The sequence below is a fragment of the Humidesulfovibrio mexicanus genome, from assembly GCF_900188225.1.
Taxonomy (GTDB): Bacteria; Desulfobacterota; Desulfovibrionia; order Desulfovibrionales; family Desulfovibrionaceae; genus Humidesulfovibrio; species Humidesulfovibrio mexicanus.
On sequence record NZ_FZOC01000004.1, the window covers coordinates 377,548 to 392,266 of the forward strand.

General features: G+C 69.1%; 10 protein-coding genes. 8 read left to right on the plus strand and 2 right to left on the minus strand.

Translation table 11 applies throughout. The annotated features are described in order from the left end of the window. Positions 1–59 precede the first annotated feature (59 nt). The 3 genes from modB (at position 60) to CHB73_RS10895 (ending at position 3,396) form a co-directional block, all read left to right on the plus strand. Positions 60–749 (plus strand): molybdate ABC transporter permease subunit, encoded by a 690-nt coding sequence (gene modB / locus CHB73_RS10885; RefSeq protein ID WP_089274594.1) that lies wholly within the window; start codon positions 60–62, stop codon positions 747–749. Between the two features lie 101 nt (positions 750–850). Beyond that, entirely contained in the window at positions 851–1,663 is an 813-nt protein-coding gene (locus tag CHB73_RS10890; RefSeq protein ID WP_089274595.1) for an ABC transporter ATP-binding protein, read from the plus strand. Between the two features lie 146 nt (positions 1,664–1,809). After that, on the plus strand, positions 1,810–3,396 hold the full coding sequence (locus tag CHB73_RS10895; protein WP_089274596.1) for a sigma 54-interacting transcriptional regulator: 1,587 nt from the start codon (positions 1,810–1,812) through the stop codon (positions 3,394–3,396). A 25-nt stretch (positions 3,397–3,421) separates the two neighbouring features. On the opposite strand, the gene CHB73_RS10900 is transcribed toward CHB73_RS10895, so the two are convergent. Beyond that, on the minus strand, positions 3,422–5,839 hold the full coding sequence (locus CHB73_RS10900) for a bifunctional diguanylate cyclase/phosphodiesterase (RefSeq protein WP_089274597.1): 2,418 nt from the start codon (positions 5,837–5,839) through the stop codon (positions 3,422–3,424). A 289-nt stretch (positions 5,840–6,128) separates the two neighbouring features. Between CHB73_RS10900 and CHB73_RS10905 the strand changes: the two genes are divergently transcribed. Next, complete coding sequence (locus CHB73_RS10905) at positions 6,129–6,557, plus strand: RrF2 family transcriptional regulator (RefSeq protein ID WP_089274598.1); 429 nt, start codon at positions 6,129–6,131, stop codon at positions 6,555–6,557. A gap of 47 nt (positions 6,558–6,604) precedes the next feature. Here the strand turns inward: CHB73_RS10905 and CHB73_RS10910 are convergent, their stop codons facing one another. Next, positions 6,605–7,465: a tetratricopeptide repeat protein gene (locus tag CHB73_RS10910; protein WP_179217003.1), complete on the minus strand. Its 861-nt coding sequence runs from the start codon at positions 7,463–7,465 to the stop codon at positions 6,605–6,607. 199 nt (positions 7,466–7,664) lie between these two features. Here CHB73_RS10910 and CHB73_RS10915 point away from each other — a divergent pair, with 199 nt between their 5' ends. The 4 genes from CHB73_RS10915 (at position 7,665) to CHB73_RS10930 (ending at position 14,670) form a co-directional block, all read left to right on the plus strand. Beyond that, on the plus strand, positions 7,665–8,732 hold the full coding sequence (locus CHB73_RS10915; protein ID WP_089274599.1) for a glycosyltransferase family protein: 1,068 nt from the start codon (positions 7,665–7,667) through the stop codon (positions 8,730–8,732). A 57-nt stretch (positions 8,733–8,789) separates the two neighbouring features. Continuing rightward, positions 8,790–10,445 carry a phosphoglucomutase (alpha-D-glucose-1,6-bisphosphate-dependent) gene (gene pgm, locus CHB73_RS10920; RefSeq protein WP_089274600.1) on the plus strand — a complete coding sequence of 552 codons (1,656 nt, stop codon included), beginning with the start codon at positions 8,790–8,792 and terminating at the stop codon, positions 10,443–10,445. Between the two features lie 59 nt (positions 10,446–10,504). Continuing rightward, positions 10,505–14,371, plus strand: a complete 3,867-nt coding sequence (locus CHB73_RS10925) for a class I adenylate cyclase (protein ID WP_089274601.1) — start codon at positions 10,505–10,507, stop codon at positions 14,369–14,371. A 95-nt stretch (positions 14,372–14,466) separates the two neighbouring features. Continuing rightward, positions 14,467–14,670 (plus strand): hypothetical protein, encoded by a 204-nt coding sequence (locus CHB73_RS10930; RefSeq protein WP_089274602.1) that lies wholly within the window; start codon positions 14,467–14,469, stop codon positions 14,668–14,670. Positions 14,671–14,719 lie beyond the last annotated feature (49 nt).

The window sequence follows — 14,719 nt, forward strand, 5'->3', positions numbered from 1 at the left end:
GGAACGCCATTTGCCAAACCGGGAAGAATTTCCCATTGTTCACCCCAGGAGACCAACACGTGCCCATACCCTTGCTCGAACTCTTCGCACACGCGGCCGTCCCGCTGAAGCTGACCCTCAAGGTGGCCCTCACCGCCACCACGGGTGCCTGCCTCATGGGCATCGGCGCGGGCTACGCGCTTTCCCGGCGCGGGCTGCCCGGCCGGGAACTGCTGGATTCCCTGTGCACCCTGCCCCTGGTGCTGCCGCCCACGGTCATCGGCTACTACCTGCTGGTGGTGTTCGGCCGCCGGGGCGTGGTGGGCAAATGGCTGGAGGAAACCTTCGACGCCAGCCTGGTGTTCACCTGGCAGGGCGCGGCGCTTGCCGCCAGCGTGGTGGCCTTTCCCCTGGTGTGCAAGGCCGCGCGCACGGCCTTCGAGGGCGTGGACGAGCGCCTGGAGAACGCGGCGCGCACCCTGGGCGCGGGCGAGGCGCGCGTGTTTCTGCGCGTTTCGCTGCCGCTGGCCTGGCGGGGCATTGTGGCCGGAACCATGCTGGCCCTGGCCCGGGCCATGGGCGAATTCGGGGCCACGCTGATGCTGGCGGGCAACCTGCCCGGCCGCACCCAGACGCTTTCCTTGGCCGTGTACGAAGCCGTGCAGGCCGGGCGCGACGACGAGGCCGCCTTCCTGGTGGGGCTTACTTCGCTGGTGTGCGTGACCCTGCTGCTGTCTTCCGGAAAACTGCTCGTGCGCAGCCGGACATAACACAACGCGGCCCCAGGCACAGGCCTCCAACCGGCCGTGCCGCGCGGCCACCAATCGCTGAAGACGTGAAACGGGTGCGCGCACCCAGCGGGAGAGACGCCATGTGCCTGGAATTGGACATCACCAAGACCCTTCGCGGCTGCGGCCGCAGCTTTCACCTCGCGGCCCGGCTTTGCTCGCGGGGACGCTCCACGGTGCTCTTCGGCCCTTCGGGCTCCGGCAAGACCGTGACCATGCGCGCCGTGGCCGGCCTCATGCGGCCCGATTCCGGGAGCATCCTCATGGACGGGACCTCGCTCTTCGACGCCGATGCGCGGGTGGACCTGCCCGCGCGCCAACGCGGCGTGGGCTACGTGTTCCAGGACTACGCGCTGTTTCCGCACTTGACCGTGGCCGAAAACGTCGGCTTCGGACTGCGGCGGGGGCTGCTAGGCGGGCTGGACGCGCAGGCCCGGCGGCGCGTGGCGGACCTGCTGGAGATGGCGGGCCTGGCGGACCTGGCCAAGTCCCGACCGGAGCGCCTTTCCGGCGGGCAGCGGCAGCGCGTGGCCCTGGTGCGCGCCCTGGCCCGCAAACCGCGCCTGCTCCTGCTCGACGAGCCCTTCGCCGCGCTGGACCCGCTCTTGCGGCGAAGAATGCGCCACGAGGTGCGCGGCATATGTGAGGCGGCGGGCGCGCCCACCGTGCTCATCACCCACGATCCGGACGACGTGCAGGAGTTCGGCGGCACGGTGGCGCTCTACGAGGCCGGCCGCGTGCGCCAGGTGATCGAATTCGCCGATGGCCCCGAAGGCGGCGGCAAAGCGCGGGAGCTGCTGCTCGCCACCCGCTTTGGCGAGTACGCCGAGGCGTCTCCGCGGGACGAAGACGGTCAGCGGTTGCCCGATGATTCGCATTCCTGTGAGAGCGCATAAGACTATTCTACATTTTTGCTAAACCACCAGAAGTGAAGCGGCCCACGCCTTCATCGGAAAGAAACCATTTTCTCCTGTTATTTCGAGTACAAACGCCATCTCCGCCACAAGACTGCGCTTCGGCATCGATATTGCTTTAGCCGGGCATGACGCTCGTGCTTGGCAACCTGAAGCTTCAGGTGCTCTCCTCCATCTGCCAGATCATCGATACGGCCCTGGACCTTGAGAAGGCCCTTGGCCAGGTGCTGCGCATCCTTTCGGAAAGCCTGTCCATGAAGCGCGCCACCATCACCCTCATGGACCCGGAAAGCGAACGCTTGGTCATCGCGGCGTCCCACGGCCTCTCGGCCGAAGAGCGGCAACGCGGCGTGTACGAACTGGACGAAGGCGTCACTGGGCTCATCTTCCAGAGCGGCAGGCCTTACGTGGCGCCGGACATCCGCCGCGAACCGCTGTTTTTGGACAAGACCGGCTCGCGCCATTTGGAGCGCGGCCGCGTGTCCTTCATCGGCGTGCCCATCGCCTCCCACGGGCGCTGCCTGGGCGTGCTGCATGTGGACCGCCTGTTCGGCGACGAGGTGGCCTTCGAGGAAGACCTGTCCTTCCTTACGGTCGTGGCCACGCTCATGGGCCAGTTCCTGTCCCTGAACGAGAAGGTCAAGGCGCGGGAGCAGGCCCTAGTGCGCGAGAACCTCACCCTGCGCTCGCAGCTCACGCGCGAACAGCGCGGGCCGTACATCGTGGGCAAAAGCTTGGCCATGCAGGACGTGGAGCACCAGGTCTGCAAGGTGGCCCCCACAAAGGCCACGGTGCTGCTCCTGGGCGAATCCGGCACGGGCAAGACCCTCATCGCGCGGGTCATCCACGAACTCTCCGGCCGCAAGGGCGGGCCCTTCGTGAAGGTCAACTGCGCCAGCATTCCGGAAAACCTGCTGGAGAGCGAGCTCTTCGGCTACGAGCGCGGGGCCTTCACCGGGGCCGTGGGCGCCAAGCCAGGCCGCTTCGAGGACGCCCACGACGGCACCATCTTCCTGGACGAGATCGGCGAGTTGCCCCTGGGCATACAGGCCAAGCTGCTGCGCGTGCTGCAGGACAAGGAGTTCGAGCGGCTGGGCTCCAACACCACGCGCAGGGTGGACGTGCGCGTGGTGGCCGCCACCAACCGCGACCTGGGCGAACTGGCCGAGCGCGGGGCCTTCCGTCCGGACCTGTTCTACCGCCTGTCCGTGTTCCCCATCCAGGTGCCCCCCCTGCGCCAGCGCAAGGAGGACATCCCCGTGCTCCTCAACCACTTCATCGACAAGGTGGCCCGCGAGTACGGCCGCACGGTGCGCTTCAGCCCGCGCGCCCTCTCGGACCTGACCCAGTACGACTGGCCGGGCAACGTGCGCGAGATGGAAAACCTCATGGAGCGGCTGGTGATCATGAGCGACGGCGAACGCGTGGACGCGGCCTTTCTCAAGCCCTATCTGGCGCAGGGGCTGAACGGGCAGACCCCCGCCGGGCTGGAGCGCTCTCCGGCAGTCGGGCGCACCTCCGGCCTGGGCTCGCTCAAGGCGCTGGAGAAAAGCGAAGTGCTGGCGGCCCTCAGGCGCAACGGCTGGGTGCAGTACAAGGCGGCGGAGGATCTGGGCATCACGCCCCGGCAAATCGGCTACCGCATCAAGAAGTACGGGCTCAGCCAAGTCGTGGGGCGGGAAGAGGGCGCGGCCCGCCGCATGGAGCGGCTTTAGGCCCAGCGGCCCTGCCCTCTGGGCGCTACTGCTCCCGCTGCGCGCCGATGGTCTCCTGGGCGCGGTCAACGTCCAGCGGGCGAGAAAAATAGAACCCCTGCACGCATTCGCAGCCGAGGGCCCGCAGCATGGCGGCCTGGCCGCTCTCCTCCACGCCCTCGGCCACCACGTCCAGCCCCAGGCTGTGCGCCAGGGCCACAATGGCGCGCACGATCTCCTGGTTCTCCGGGTCCAGGCCAAGGCGGCCCACGAAACTGCGGTCCACCTTGAGGGTATCCACCGGGAAGCGCTGCAGATAGGAAAGGGACGAATAGCCCGTGCCGAAGTCGTCGATGCTGATCTGCACGCCCAGGGCTTTCAGGCGCTTGAGCATCACCAGCGCGCTCTCGGCGTTGACCATGATGGTGGACTCGGTGATCTCAAGCTTCAGACGGTCCGCGGGCAGGCGCGTGCGGCGCAGAATCTCCGACACCTGCTCCACAAGCGTATGCTGGCAGAACTGCTTGTTGGAAAGGTTCACGGCCACGAAGAGCTTGCGCGCCGCGGGGTCGCGCTCGCGCCATTCGGCCAGGTCCGCGCAGGCGCGGGTAAGCACCACCCGGCCCAGGTCCAGAATGATGCCGGTCTCCTCGGCCAGGGCGATGAACGATCCAGGCCCCACCATGCCGCGCTCCGGGTGGGCCCAGCGCACCAGCGCCTCGAAGCCCACCAGCCGCGTGCTGGAGAGGTCCCAGATGGGTTGGTAGTGCACCACGAATTGCCCCTGCTCCAGAGCCCGGCGCAGTTCCTGCTCCAAGGTCAGGCGCTCCACCGCGTGCAGCAGCATCCTGGGGGTGAAGACCTTGAAGCGGCCGCGCCCGCTCTGCTTCACCGCGTGCAGGGCTATGGCCGCGCTCTGCAACAGGTCTTCCGCGCGTTCGAAGGTGTTGGGCGAAAGCACGATGCCGAAGCTGGCCGAGGTCTGCACCTCGTGCCCGGCCACGGGCACCGGGGCCATGATGACGCCGCGCAGGCGCTTGACGATGCGGATGGCCTCGCCCGGAGTGGCCAGTTCCTCAAGCAGCAGGATGAACTCGTTGCCGCCGAAGCGGGCCACGGTGTCCAGGCCGCGCAGGGTGCCCACGATGCGCCGGGCCACGGCCTCCAGCACCTGGTCGCCCACGCTGTGGCCCAGGCTGTCGTTGATGACCTTGAAGCGGTCCAGGTCCATGATGACCACGGCATAAAACACGTCGTCGCGGCGCTTGCAGCGCGTCAACGCCTGCTGGATGCGGTCCAGGGCCAGGGTGCGGTTGGCCAGCCCGGTCAGGGGATCGTACATGGCCTGGTGGCGGAGCTTGGCCTCGAACTCCACGCGCTCGGCCTCGCGGGTGTCCAGAGCCAGCGCCATGTTGTCGAAGGATTCCGCCAGCTTTCCCAGTTCGCCCTGGTCGTGCCCCAGGCCGGAGCGCGCCGTCAGGTCGCCATGGCCCAGGCGCTCCGCCGCGGCGGTCAGCCGGTCCAGCCTGCGCATGATGAACAAATTGCCCAGCATGACGGCCAGGGCGGCGGCCAGCATGGTGGCCCCCACCATGAGCGCCACGTTGCGCGCCTTGACCCGGCGCACCCCGGCCAGGGCCTTGGCCTCGGGAATGCCCACCCGCAGCAGCAGAAAGCTCGGGTCGTCCTTGTGGATCCGCAGCCGCTTCACGGCGTACAGGCGCTTCACGCCGTCCGCGCCCTGGGCCACGGTCATGCCCTCCTCGCCCAGGTTCAGCAGCCCCAGCCACATGTCCTTGTGCTCCTCGCGGCCAAGCCAGCGCCGGGAGTCCGGATGGCGGAACAGGCGCACTCCGCGCGCATCGGAAAGCGCCATGGCCGAGCCTTCGGGCAGGGAGGCGGAATTGAAGCTCTGGGCCAGGGCGCCCAGATCGTAGCTGGCGGCCAGCACGCCCACCAGGGAGCCGTTGGTCCCGAACACGGGCAGGGCGAAATGGATCACCGACCGGTCCGAGGCGAGGCCGATCTCGTATTCGCCCACGGAAAAGCCCCCCGTGCGCAGCGCGTCCTTGAAATACTTGCGCCCGGAAACATCCACCACGCCCTGGTGCGGGAAGGACAAGGCAAGCACGTGGCCGTTCGGGGCGATGAGGGCGAGGTTGGCGTAGGCGGGGTTCTGCCGGTTCAACTGGACCAGCAAGGCGCGCGCGCCTGCGGCGTCCATCTGGCGGATGGTGGGCGCCTGGGCCAGGGTGGCCAAGAGCACGCGGGCGTATTCCTCCACCTGCTCCAGATCCTGGGCCATGCTTGAGGCCAGGTGCATGGTGGCCTGATTGGCCTTGTCCACGGCCTCGCGCTCCAGCTCCTGGCCGCTCCACCATACCAGGGCCAAAGCCGGAATGGCCGCAGCCAGCACCAAAAGCAGCAGGTGCGTGCGGATGGACCAGGAGAAAAACGACCTCATGCGCCCCCTTGCCGCTGCGAATCACTCCGCGCGGCACGCAACCATCCTGAAACTTTGATTGGGAAGGCTCTGCCTAATGCAGATACAGGCGCAAGTCCAGCCGATTTGCCCCACAAGAGATGCCGGCGCACCAATATACGTAGCAAAGACGCGGCTCCCCCCTGCCGTTCCCGCTGGCCGCAAAGGGAAAATGCGGCGCATTGCCAAAGCCTTGTGCCTGTGGCATAGGGCCGCGGAGAGGCACTTCCCCCCCGCCTCCGCCAGAAACCAACCCACCCAGCGAGAACACATGAAACTGTCAGCAAAGGCGCGCTACGCAGTACGCATCCTCATCGACCTGGCCCGGCACGACGCAGGCGGTCCGGTGCGCACGGCCGACATCTCCACCCGGACCGGCGTCACCGTGCGCTTCATCGAGCAGATCCTGAAGCCGCTCAAGCGCGATGGTTTGGTGCACAGCACGCGCGGCGCGGCCGGCGGCTACACCCTGGCCCGTCTGCCCCAAGACGTCAGCCTGGCAAGCGTCATCCGCACCATTGAAGGAACCTTGAGCCTGACGCGCTGCTGCGAAAATCCGTCCCTGTGCCCCCGCCTGGACGACTGCCCCACGCACCATGCCTGGTTGCGCGTCACCAAGGCCATGGAGGCGGAGTTGGAGCGCATCACCCTGCGCGAGCTGATGGGAGGACAGGAGCGGCCCGAGGGCTGCGCCCTGTAGCCGACGCCGCAAAAACACCGCCGGGGACGAACGCCGCGGCGCGGCGGCTACAATTCGATGGGACGGCGGGGCGGAGGCGCCTCGCCCGAGAGATAGCCCTGGGCCGTGCCGAAGAGGCGCTCGCTGGCGGCCTCTGCGCAGCGCCTGGCGTCGCGTCCGGTGGGATTAAGCTCCAAAGCGGCCTGGGCGCTTGCAAGCGCTTCCTTCCAGGACTTGCGCTTGAGGGCGGACTGGGCCAGGCGCACCAAGAGGCCCTCGTCCGGACCAAAACGCCTCAGGGACGCCTTGATCACCTCTTCGGCCTTGGCTCCCTCGCCCAGGGCCTCCAGGCATTGGGCGAGCAAGGTGTACGCGCGGGGGTCGGTGGGCGCGATCTCGATGCTCTTCTGAAAATATTCCGTGGCCTCCAAGGCCAGCCCCGCAAGCATGAGCCGGTTGCCCAGGTCCACCAGCAGTCCCGGCTCGTCGCCGAAGGAGTCCATGGCGCGGCGGAAAAACTTGCGCGCCTCAAGGGGCTGCTTGTTGTCCAGCTCGGCCTGCCCCCCCAGCACCAGTTCGTCCAGCTCGACCAGACGCTTGCGCCGCTCCTCCAACTGGGCTTTGCCAAGCAGGGCCTCCAGGGCGTCGGCCATGCGGGTAAGCCCGGCGGCAAGCTCCCGCTCCTGGCCTTTCTTGTAGCTCAGTCCTCCGGGCAGGGCGCGCTTCACCACATCGTGCTCGCAAAGCAGACGCACGGCTTCCTCCATGAGGATGCTGATCTCGATGCGCTCGCGGCCAAAGATCTGCGATCCGGCGAGCATGTTCAACGCCTGGCTGAGGGCGCGCAGGCTGCGCAGCACATCCTTGCGCTGCAGGTAGAACTTGGAGCGGGCGATGTGCTCGCGGACATTCTTCGGGCTGGCGTCCATGCGGAACTCCCTCTGCGAAGCCGGGTCCATGCGGCCCGGGCAGGCCCGCCCGGCCGGGCGCAAGGCATACGCATAGCCCAGCTTCCGGGCATGATCAAGCGTTTCGGGAGTCTGGGCGCCGCCTGCGCCCCCTTGCACCCCGGAGCGCGCGCTGCTACGTATCGCAACGGGCACACCCCCGTCCCGACAAGGAGGCCGCATGAAAATCCTCAACATTGAGGGCCGCTACTTTGTGGAAGCCTTCCGAAGCCTCGGGCACGAGGTGCTCACCCTGGGACAGGGGCCGGGCTTCGACGTTCCGCTGGACGAAATGCTCTCCACCCGCGCCCTGTGGGATCTGCTCGCCTCCAAAAACTTCCGCCCGGACCTGGCGCTGTGGTGCGACCACTGCACCCCCCCGGTGGTCCTTGGGCTGGAGACTCTGCCCTGCCTCACCGTGGGCTTTTCCATCGACCAGTACTGCAACCCCTGGCACGTGCCCTTGAGCGCCGGGTTCGACATCCTGCTGGCCGCGCAAAAGGACTATGCGCCCCTGTTCCAGGACGCGCGCCTGCCGCGCCGGGCCGAGTGGTTCCCCCTGTTCTGCGATGCGGACCGCGACCGCGATCCCGGCCTGGAACGCGACATCCCGGTGTGCTTCGTGGGCACGCAGGACCCGCCGCTCAACCCCATGCGCAAGCCCTTCCTGGACGCCTTCCGGCGCGGCGCGCCGCTGCTCGCCCGCACGGGCGATTTCCGCCCGCTGTTCGGCCGCAGCCGCCTGGTGCTGAACCAGTGCGCCGTGGGCGAGCTGAACTTCCGCATCTTCGAGGCCATGGCCTGCGGCGCGGCCCTGCTGACCGAGGACTGCGAAAACGGCCTGCGCGACCTGTTCACCCCGGGCGAGGAGCTCCTCATCTACCGCCGGGGCGACGCCGCCCACGCGGCGGCCACGGCGCGCACGGCGCTGGAGCGGCCGGACCTGGCCCAACTGGCCCGGCGCGGGCGCGACGCCGTGCACGCCCGGCACTCCAGCCTGGTGCGCGCCAAGCGCATCCTCTCCCTGTCCGAAGCCGCCCTGCGCCGGGGCCAGCCGCGCTGGCGGCGCGAAAACGCGAGCCTGGTGCGCGAGGAGACGGCCCGCGCCTACGCCATGTTGGCCACGGACGCCACGCTGCGCCTGCCGGATTCCCTGCGCACGCACTTCGCGGGGCTGGCCCTGCGCATGGAGGCCACAGCGCACGCCGCTTCGGACGAGCCTTGCCCCACCGGGGCTCTTGGGGCATGATGCGGACTTGGCGCCAACACCCGGCGGCGACCTGAACCCTTGACCACGGAGCTGCCCATGGCCCTGCACCCTCTGGCGGGAAAGCCCGCCCCCCAGGAGATACTGGCCGACATTCCCCGTCTGCTGGCGGACTATGCGGCCGTGCGCCCGGACCCGGACAATCCGGCGCACCGCGTGAGCTTCGGCACCTCCGGGCATCGCGGCGTCAGCTCCGACGGCAGCTTCAACGAGGACCACATCCTGGCCATCAGCCAGGCCATCTGCGAGCACCGCGCCGCGGCGGGCGTTCGCGGCCCGCTGTTCATAGGCATGGACACCCACGCCCTGTCGCGCCCGGCCCTGGAAACGGCGCTGGAGGTCTTCGCGGCCAACGGCGTCACGGCGATGGTCCAGGAGGGGCTGGGCTACACGCCCACGCCGGTCATCTCCCACGCCATCCTCACGCACAACCGCCAGGCCAAGGGAGCGGACAGGGCCGACGGCGTGGTGGTCACCCCCTCGCACAACCCCCCTTCCGACGGCGGCTTCAAGTACAACCCGCCCGAGGGCGGCCCGGCCGACACCGCCACCACCAAGGCCATAGAGGACCGCGCCAACGAGATTCTGCGACAGAAGCTCGCCCCGGTGCGGCGCATGGGCTTCGCACGCGCCTTGAGCGCCGACACCACGCACCATTACGACTACGTGCGCCCCTATGTGGACGACCTGGGCGACATCCTGGACATGGAGGCCATCGCCGCAGCCGGACTCAAAATCGGGGCCGACCCGCTTGGCGGCTCGGGCATCGGCTTCCTCGCGCCCATCGCCGAGCGCTGGGGCCTCAACCTCACCGTGGTCAACACCGTGGTGGACCCGACCTTTTCCTTCATGACCGTGGACAAGGACGGCAAGATCCGCATGGACTGCTCCTCGCCCTACGCCATGCGCCCGCTCATCGCCCACAAGGACGGCTTCGACGTGGCTTTCGGCAACGACCCGGACTTCGACCGCCACGGCATCGTCACCCGCAGCCACGGGCTCATGAACCCCAACCACTACCTCGCCGTGGCCGTGGACTATCTGTTCCGCAACCGGCCCGGCTGGCGGGCCGACGCCGCCGTGGGCAAGACCGTGGTCACCAGTTCCATGATCGACCGCGTGGCCGCGAGCCTGGGACGCAAACTCTCGGAAGTGCCCGTGGGCTTCAAATGGTTCGTGGAGGGCCTCATCGACGGCTCCTACGGCTTCGGCGGCGAGGAAAGCGCCGGGGCCAGCTTCCTGCGCAAGGACGGCAGCGTGTGGACCACGGACAAGGACGGCATCATCATGGGCCTGCTCGCCGCGGAGATCACCGCCCGCACCGGCCGCGACCCGGCAGAAGTCTACGCCGAACTCACGGCGCGCCACGGCGACCCGCTGTACGAGCGCCTGGACGCCCCGGCCACGCCCGCGCAGAAGGCCGCCTTCAAGCGCCTCACCCCGAACATGGTCGCGGCCGACACCCTGGCCGGAGAGCCCATCACCGCGCGGCTCACCCACGCGCCCGGCAACGGGGCCGACATCGGCGGCCTCAAGGTGGTGGCCCGGAACGCCTGGTTCGCCGCGCGCCCCTCGGGCACGGAGAACATCTACAAGATCTACGCCGAAAGCTTTCTGGGCCGCGAGCACCTGGAGCGCGTCAAGGCCGAGGCCCAGGCCATGGTCGACACAGCCTTTCGCGCGGCCGGGGCCTAGCGGAGCCTGACCGTGGGCATCGCACCCGACACCACGCGCGCCAGGAAGAGGCCACGGCCATGAACGCCGCGCTGCACGACGCGGCCGCGGCCCTGCGCCGCCTGGCGGGCAATGGCCAGCAGGACGCCGCGCGCGTCCTGACGGACCTTTGCGGACAGGCGCGCCAAGCCATGGAAGCGGCCCTCGATTCGCCCCTGACAGGGGCCGATGCGGCCGCGGCCGGGGAATGCGCGTTCCTGCTCTCCGCCCGCCTGCGCGGCCAACGCGATCCCGCCCTGGCCAACCGGCTTTTCCAGACCATCGCCGCCATGGGCCGAGTGGGACGGATGCAGGCGGTGCAGCACGTCCAGGCCCGCACGCTGCCTTTGTCGCAGGTTTCCGCGCTGCTGCAAACCCTGCCCGGGCGTGACTTTCTGGCCCTTTTGAACGACCTGCTCTTGCAGTGCCCGGCCGAGGACCGGCAGCTGGCCGCCTGGCTGCGCGGCATTTTGCCTGGCCCCGGCAAGATCGACGCGCAGGAGGCGATGCTCTTCCTCAAGGCCCTGGCGCCCTCTCTGGGCGGCGAAGGCCTGCCCCTGGCCCGGCCCCTGCGCGAGGCCCTGCTGGGGGCCGGAATTGCCGAAAGCTTGTCCCAGGCCCTTGCCGGGAATCCCGGCCCGGCCGCTGAGGAAACCCTGCTCCTTGCCGCCGAGGCCCTGGCCTCCCCGTCCGCGCAGGCCGAGGCTCTGGCCCACGCCCTGCGGGCCGCCGGGACGGAAGGCCCCAACCGTCTGCCCTCCCTGCTCGCCGCTCCGCCCGATCTGGAGCCGCGCGACGAGGCCCTGTTCATGGAGATGCGCCGCATGGCCCTGCGCCCAGACGCCCCGGCCCAGCTGCTGGGCGCGGCGCAGACCGAGCCGGAGATGCTGGGGCTGGTGCTTGCGGACCTGCTGGCCGGGGGAGGCCCCAAGGCGGCGTCCGCCCTGCGCGTGCTGCCGCTTTTGCCGCGCCTGGGCCTGGCCTCGGCCCTGGGCGCCCTTGCGCCGGAGGCCCAGGCGCACCTGCGCGCGCGCCTGCTGGCCGTGCTGGCCCTGCTGGAGCCGGACCTGTTGCGCCGGGCGGCCAAGGCCTTCGGAACCAAGGCAGGCCTCTCCGGCCAGGCGACCCAGGCCGTGGTGGGGCTGCTGCGGAACGGAATCAGCGCGGGCGCCTCTGCGTTCTTCAACGCCCAGAACTGGGACATGGCCCCGCCGGAGCCGCGCAAACCCGCCACGCGCCGCACCCCCCTGGCCGAGGCGCTCAAGCACTCCCCGGCAATCCTCAAAGACCAGGCCCTTTCGCATTCGCCCCTGGCGGGCGCGGCCCTGGACACGCTGACCATGACCGGCTGCGATCTCGTCCACTGCCGCTTCAGCGGGGTCAGCTTCCGCAACGTGCGCCTGAGCTCCTGTTCCCTGGTCGGGTGCGTGTTCGAGGACTGCTCCTTCCAGTCCTGCACCTTCGCCGCCACGGATCTGTGCGGCTGCGCCATATCTTCCTGCCGCCTGGACGGCTGTTCCCTGGAAGGCTGCGACCTGTCCCGCGCCGGAGTGGAAAACAGCGCCTTCACCGGCTGCGACCTTTCCGATTGCAGCCTGGCCGGAGCGCACCTGCGCAAGACCCGGCTGGAGTCCGCAAGCCTGCGCGGCTGCGTGCTCTCCGGGGCGCGGTTCACCGAATGCGCGCTGTCCCGCCTGACGCTGCAACGCTGCGACTTGTGCGGCGCGCTTCTGGAACGCTGCGCGTGCAGGGGGCTGGAGCTCGACGCCACCGCCCTGGCCCATGCGCGCGTGGCGGGGAGCGAATGCACGCAGATGCGGCTGTGGCGCTCGCCGTCGCAGGGGCTGGCCGTGCAGGGCGGGCACTCGGACTCCCACCGTCTTGTCCAGGCCTGCTTCGCCACGCGGGCCATGCGCCTGGATGCGGCGGGCGCGCACGACGCCGCGCACGACCCGGAGCTGCTGCACGGTCCAGGCGCAGCCTTCGCCACAGCCTGCGTGGAGGCCTTCCTGCGGGTGGACGAGGCCCGGCGCACGCTCTGCGCCATGCGCGGGCAGGACCACCGGCGGCACGAGCTCGCCCTGGAACGCCTGGACGAAGAACAGGGGCGCGTCCTCGCCCTGCTGCCCGTGCTGCTGGCCAGCCCCGTGTTCGAGCAGGCCCGCGGCCTTGAAGGCGTCCCGGCCTGCGGCGTGGCCGGACGGCCGCGCCTGGGCCTGCCGCGCAGGGAGGAACGCGCCCTGCTGGAGCGTCTGTTCCCAGGTCTCACGCTCCCGGCCTCGGCCAAGGACCTCCGCGAGCCCGTGCTGCTGCTGGAGGCCGTGTACGCCATCGGCTCCCTGGGCTCCGTGGCGCAGCGCGAGCATTCCGACGTGGACTGCTGGGTCTGCGTGCGTCCGGGTCCGGCCTGTCCGAAAGGCGGCTTCGAGGCCGCGCGCGAAGGCCTGGCCCGCAAGCTCTCGGCCCTGGAGGCCTGGCTGTGGGAACAGTTCGCCCTGGAGACGCACTTCTTCCCCATGACCATGCAGGCCGTGCGCCAAAACGACTTCGGCATGAGCGACAAGGAAAGCAGCGGCTCGGCCCAGGCCGCGCTGCTCAAGGAGGAGTTCTACCGCACAGCCCTCAAGCTGACCGGGCGCGACCTCTTGTGGTGGGCCGCGCCGCCGGAGGCCACCCAGGAGGAGGCCCAGGCCCTGCTGGAGGAAATCGCCCTGCTGGCCCCGCGCACCGCGGCCGAGCTGGTGGACCTGGGCCAGCCGCGCCCCATCCCCCCGCAGGAATACTTCGGGGCCTGCCTGTGGCAGATCGTCAAGGCCCTGCACAGCCCGTACAAGTCCGTAATGAAGCTGGGGCTGCTGGAAAAATACGCGGGCCAGGGCGAAAGCACCCGGCTTTTGTGCGACCGCATCAAGGAAGCGGTGCTGCGCGGCCGCAGGCTCGCGGAAGACGTGGATCCCTACCTCTCGCTGTTCACCAGCATCCGCAAGCACTACCGACAGCAGGGGGCGGAGGCCAGCCTCGCGCTCATCGGCGAATGCCTGCGCCTGAAGGCCGATGTGGCCCAGGACGACCTGCCCGCCGAGTTCCACACCCCGGCCCTGCCGCAAGGCGACGGCCAAGGGGGCGGCGCCTTTGGCGCGGCCCTGCGCCTGGGCGTGCTGGTGAACCAGTTCATGATCTCCGCCTACCGGCGCATCCAGGAAGGCCTGCGCGCGCACAAGGAGTCGGCGCAGATAAGCCCGCAGGACCTGACCCGCCTGGGCAGGCGCATCGCTGCGAACTTCGCCCAGCACCCGCATAAGCTTGGCCTGGTGCCCTTCCTCTCCGACGACATCGCCTTCACCGAGCTGTTCTTCTATGCCGAAAAAGCCCCGGGCAAGCGCACGGTGTGGGGGGTCAAGGGCAAGGACAAGAACGCGGGCAAGGCCCCGGTGGAGGCCCTGCCCCCCATCCGGCGCGACACCGACGTGGTGCGGCTCATCGCCTGGATCCTGTTCAACGGGCTCTACGATCCCCGGCAAGCCGTCCACGCGGAGCGCAGTCTCGCACCCATCGCCCTGCTGGACCTGCAAGGCCTGCTGGCCGATCTGCTGGCCTTTTTCCCGCCCAGGACCACCCTGGAGCCGGAACTGGACGAATACCTGAAGCGCGAACGGGTCTGCCAGGCGTACATCATCGCCAATCTCCCCGTTCCCACGGACAAGACCAAGATACTGAGCGTCTCCGTGTTGTACGCCACCAACTGGGGCGAAGTGTTCTGCCAAAGCTTCGACAATCCGCCGCTGACGCTGCAGAAAAGCCCTCTGGCCTTCCTGCGCGAAAGTCTGGCCAAACCCGTGGACGCGGAAACGGAACTCCGGTCCTTCCTGCCGAAAAAATCCGCAGCGCCAAAAATCCGCGTGGTTTAAGCCGCTGGACTGTGGACAAGAGGCCCGGCTCCGGGTACGGGGGGTGCCGCGCGCGACGCGCGCCGCAAGACACAAGCCCTTCAGGAGAAGACCACATGAAGAACGCATACAGGAAAAAGCTCGACAGGGCGGCCACCCTCATCCGCGAAGTCTTCACCGACCTTGAGAGCGACGAGTCCGCGGACTTCGACGCCTACGGCTCGCGCCTGGACGATCTGGCCGGTGAACTCGAAGACCTCCTGCTTGAGGACGAGGACAAGGCCGAAGACGACATGCGCGGCGGAGACGACGACGAGTAGACGCGCGGAGACGGTCCTGCGGGGCCTGGTCCCCCCTGGACCGCGCCCC

What these genes read in the sequence shown, in the direction of transcription:
- CHB73_RS10890 (WP_089274595.1), top strand. Translation starts at nt 851, where the DNA reads ATGTGCCTGGAATTGGACATCACCAAGACCCTTCGCGGCTGCGGCCGC.
- CHB73_RS10910 (WP_179217003.1), bottom strand. Translation starts at nt 7,465, where the DNA reads ATGGACGCCAGCCCGAAGAATGTCCGCGAGCACATCGCCCGCTCCAAG.
- pgm (WP_089274600.1), top strand. Translation starts at nt 8,790, where the DNA reads ATGGCCCTGCACCCTCTGGCGGGAAAGCCCGCCCCCCAGGAGATACTG.
- CHB73_RS10895 (WP_089274596.1), top strand. Translation starts at nt 1,810, where the DNA reads ATGACGCTCGTGCTTGGCAACCTGAAGCTTCAGGTGCTCTCCTCCATC.
- CHB73_RS10915 (WP_089274599.1), top strand. Translation starts at nt 7,665, where the DNA reads ATGAAAATCCTCAACATTGAGGGCCGCTACTTTGTGGAAGCCTTCCGA.
- CHB73_RS10900 (WP_089274597.1), bottom strand. Translation starts at nt 5,839, where the DNA reads ATGAGGTCGTTTTTCTCCTGGTCCATCCGCACGCACCTGCTGCTTTTG.
- CHB73_RS10905 (WP_089274598.1), top strand. Translation starts at nt 6,129, where the DNA reads ATGAAACTGTCAGCAAAGGCGCGCTACGCAGTACGCATCCTCATCGAC.
- CHB73_RS10925 (WP_089274601.1), top strand. Translation starts at nt 10,505, where the DNA reads ATGAACGCCGCGCTGCACGACGCGGCCGCGGCCCTGCGCCGCCTGGCG.
- CHB73_RS10930 (WP_089274602.1), top strand. Translation starts at nt 14,467, where the DNA reads ATGAAGAACGCATACAGGAAAAAGCTCGACAGGGCGGCCACCCTCATC.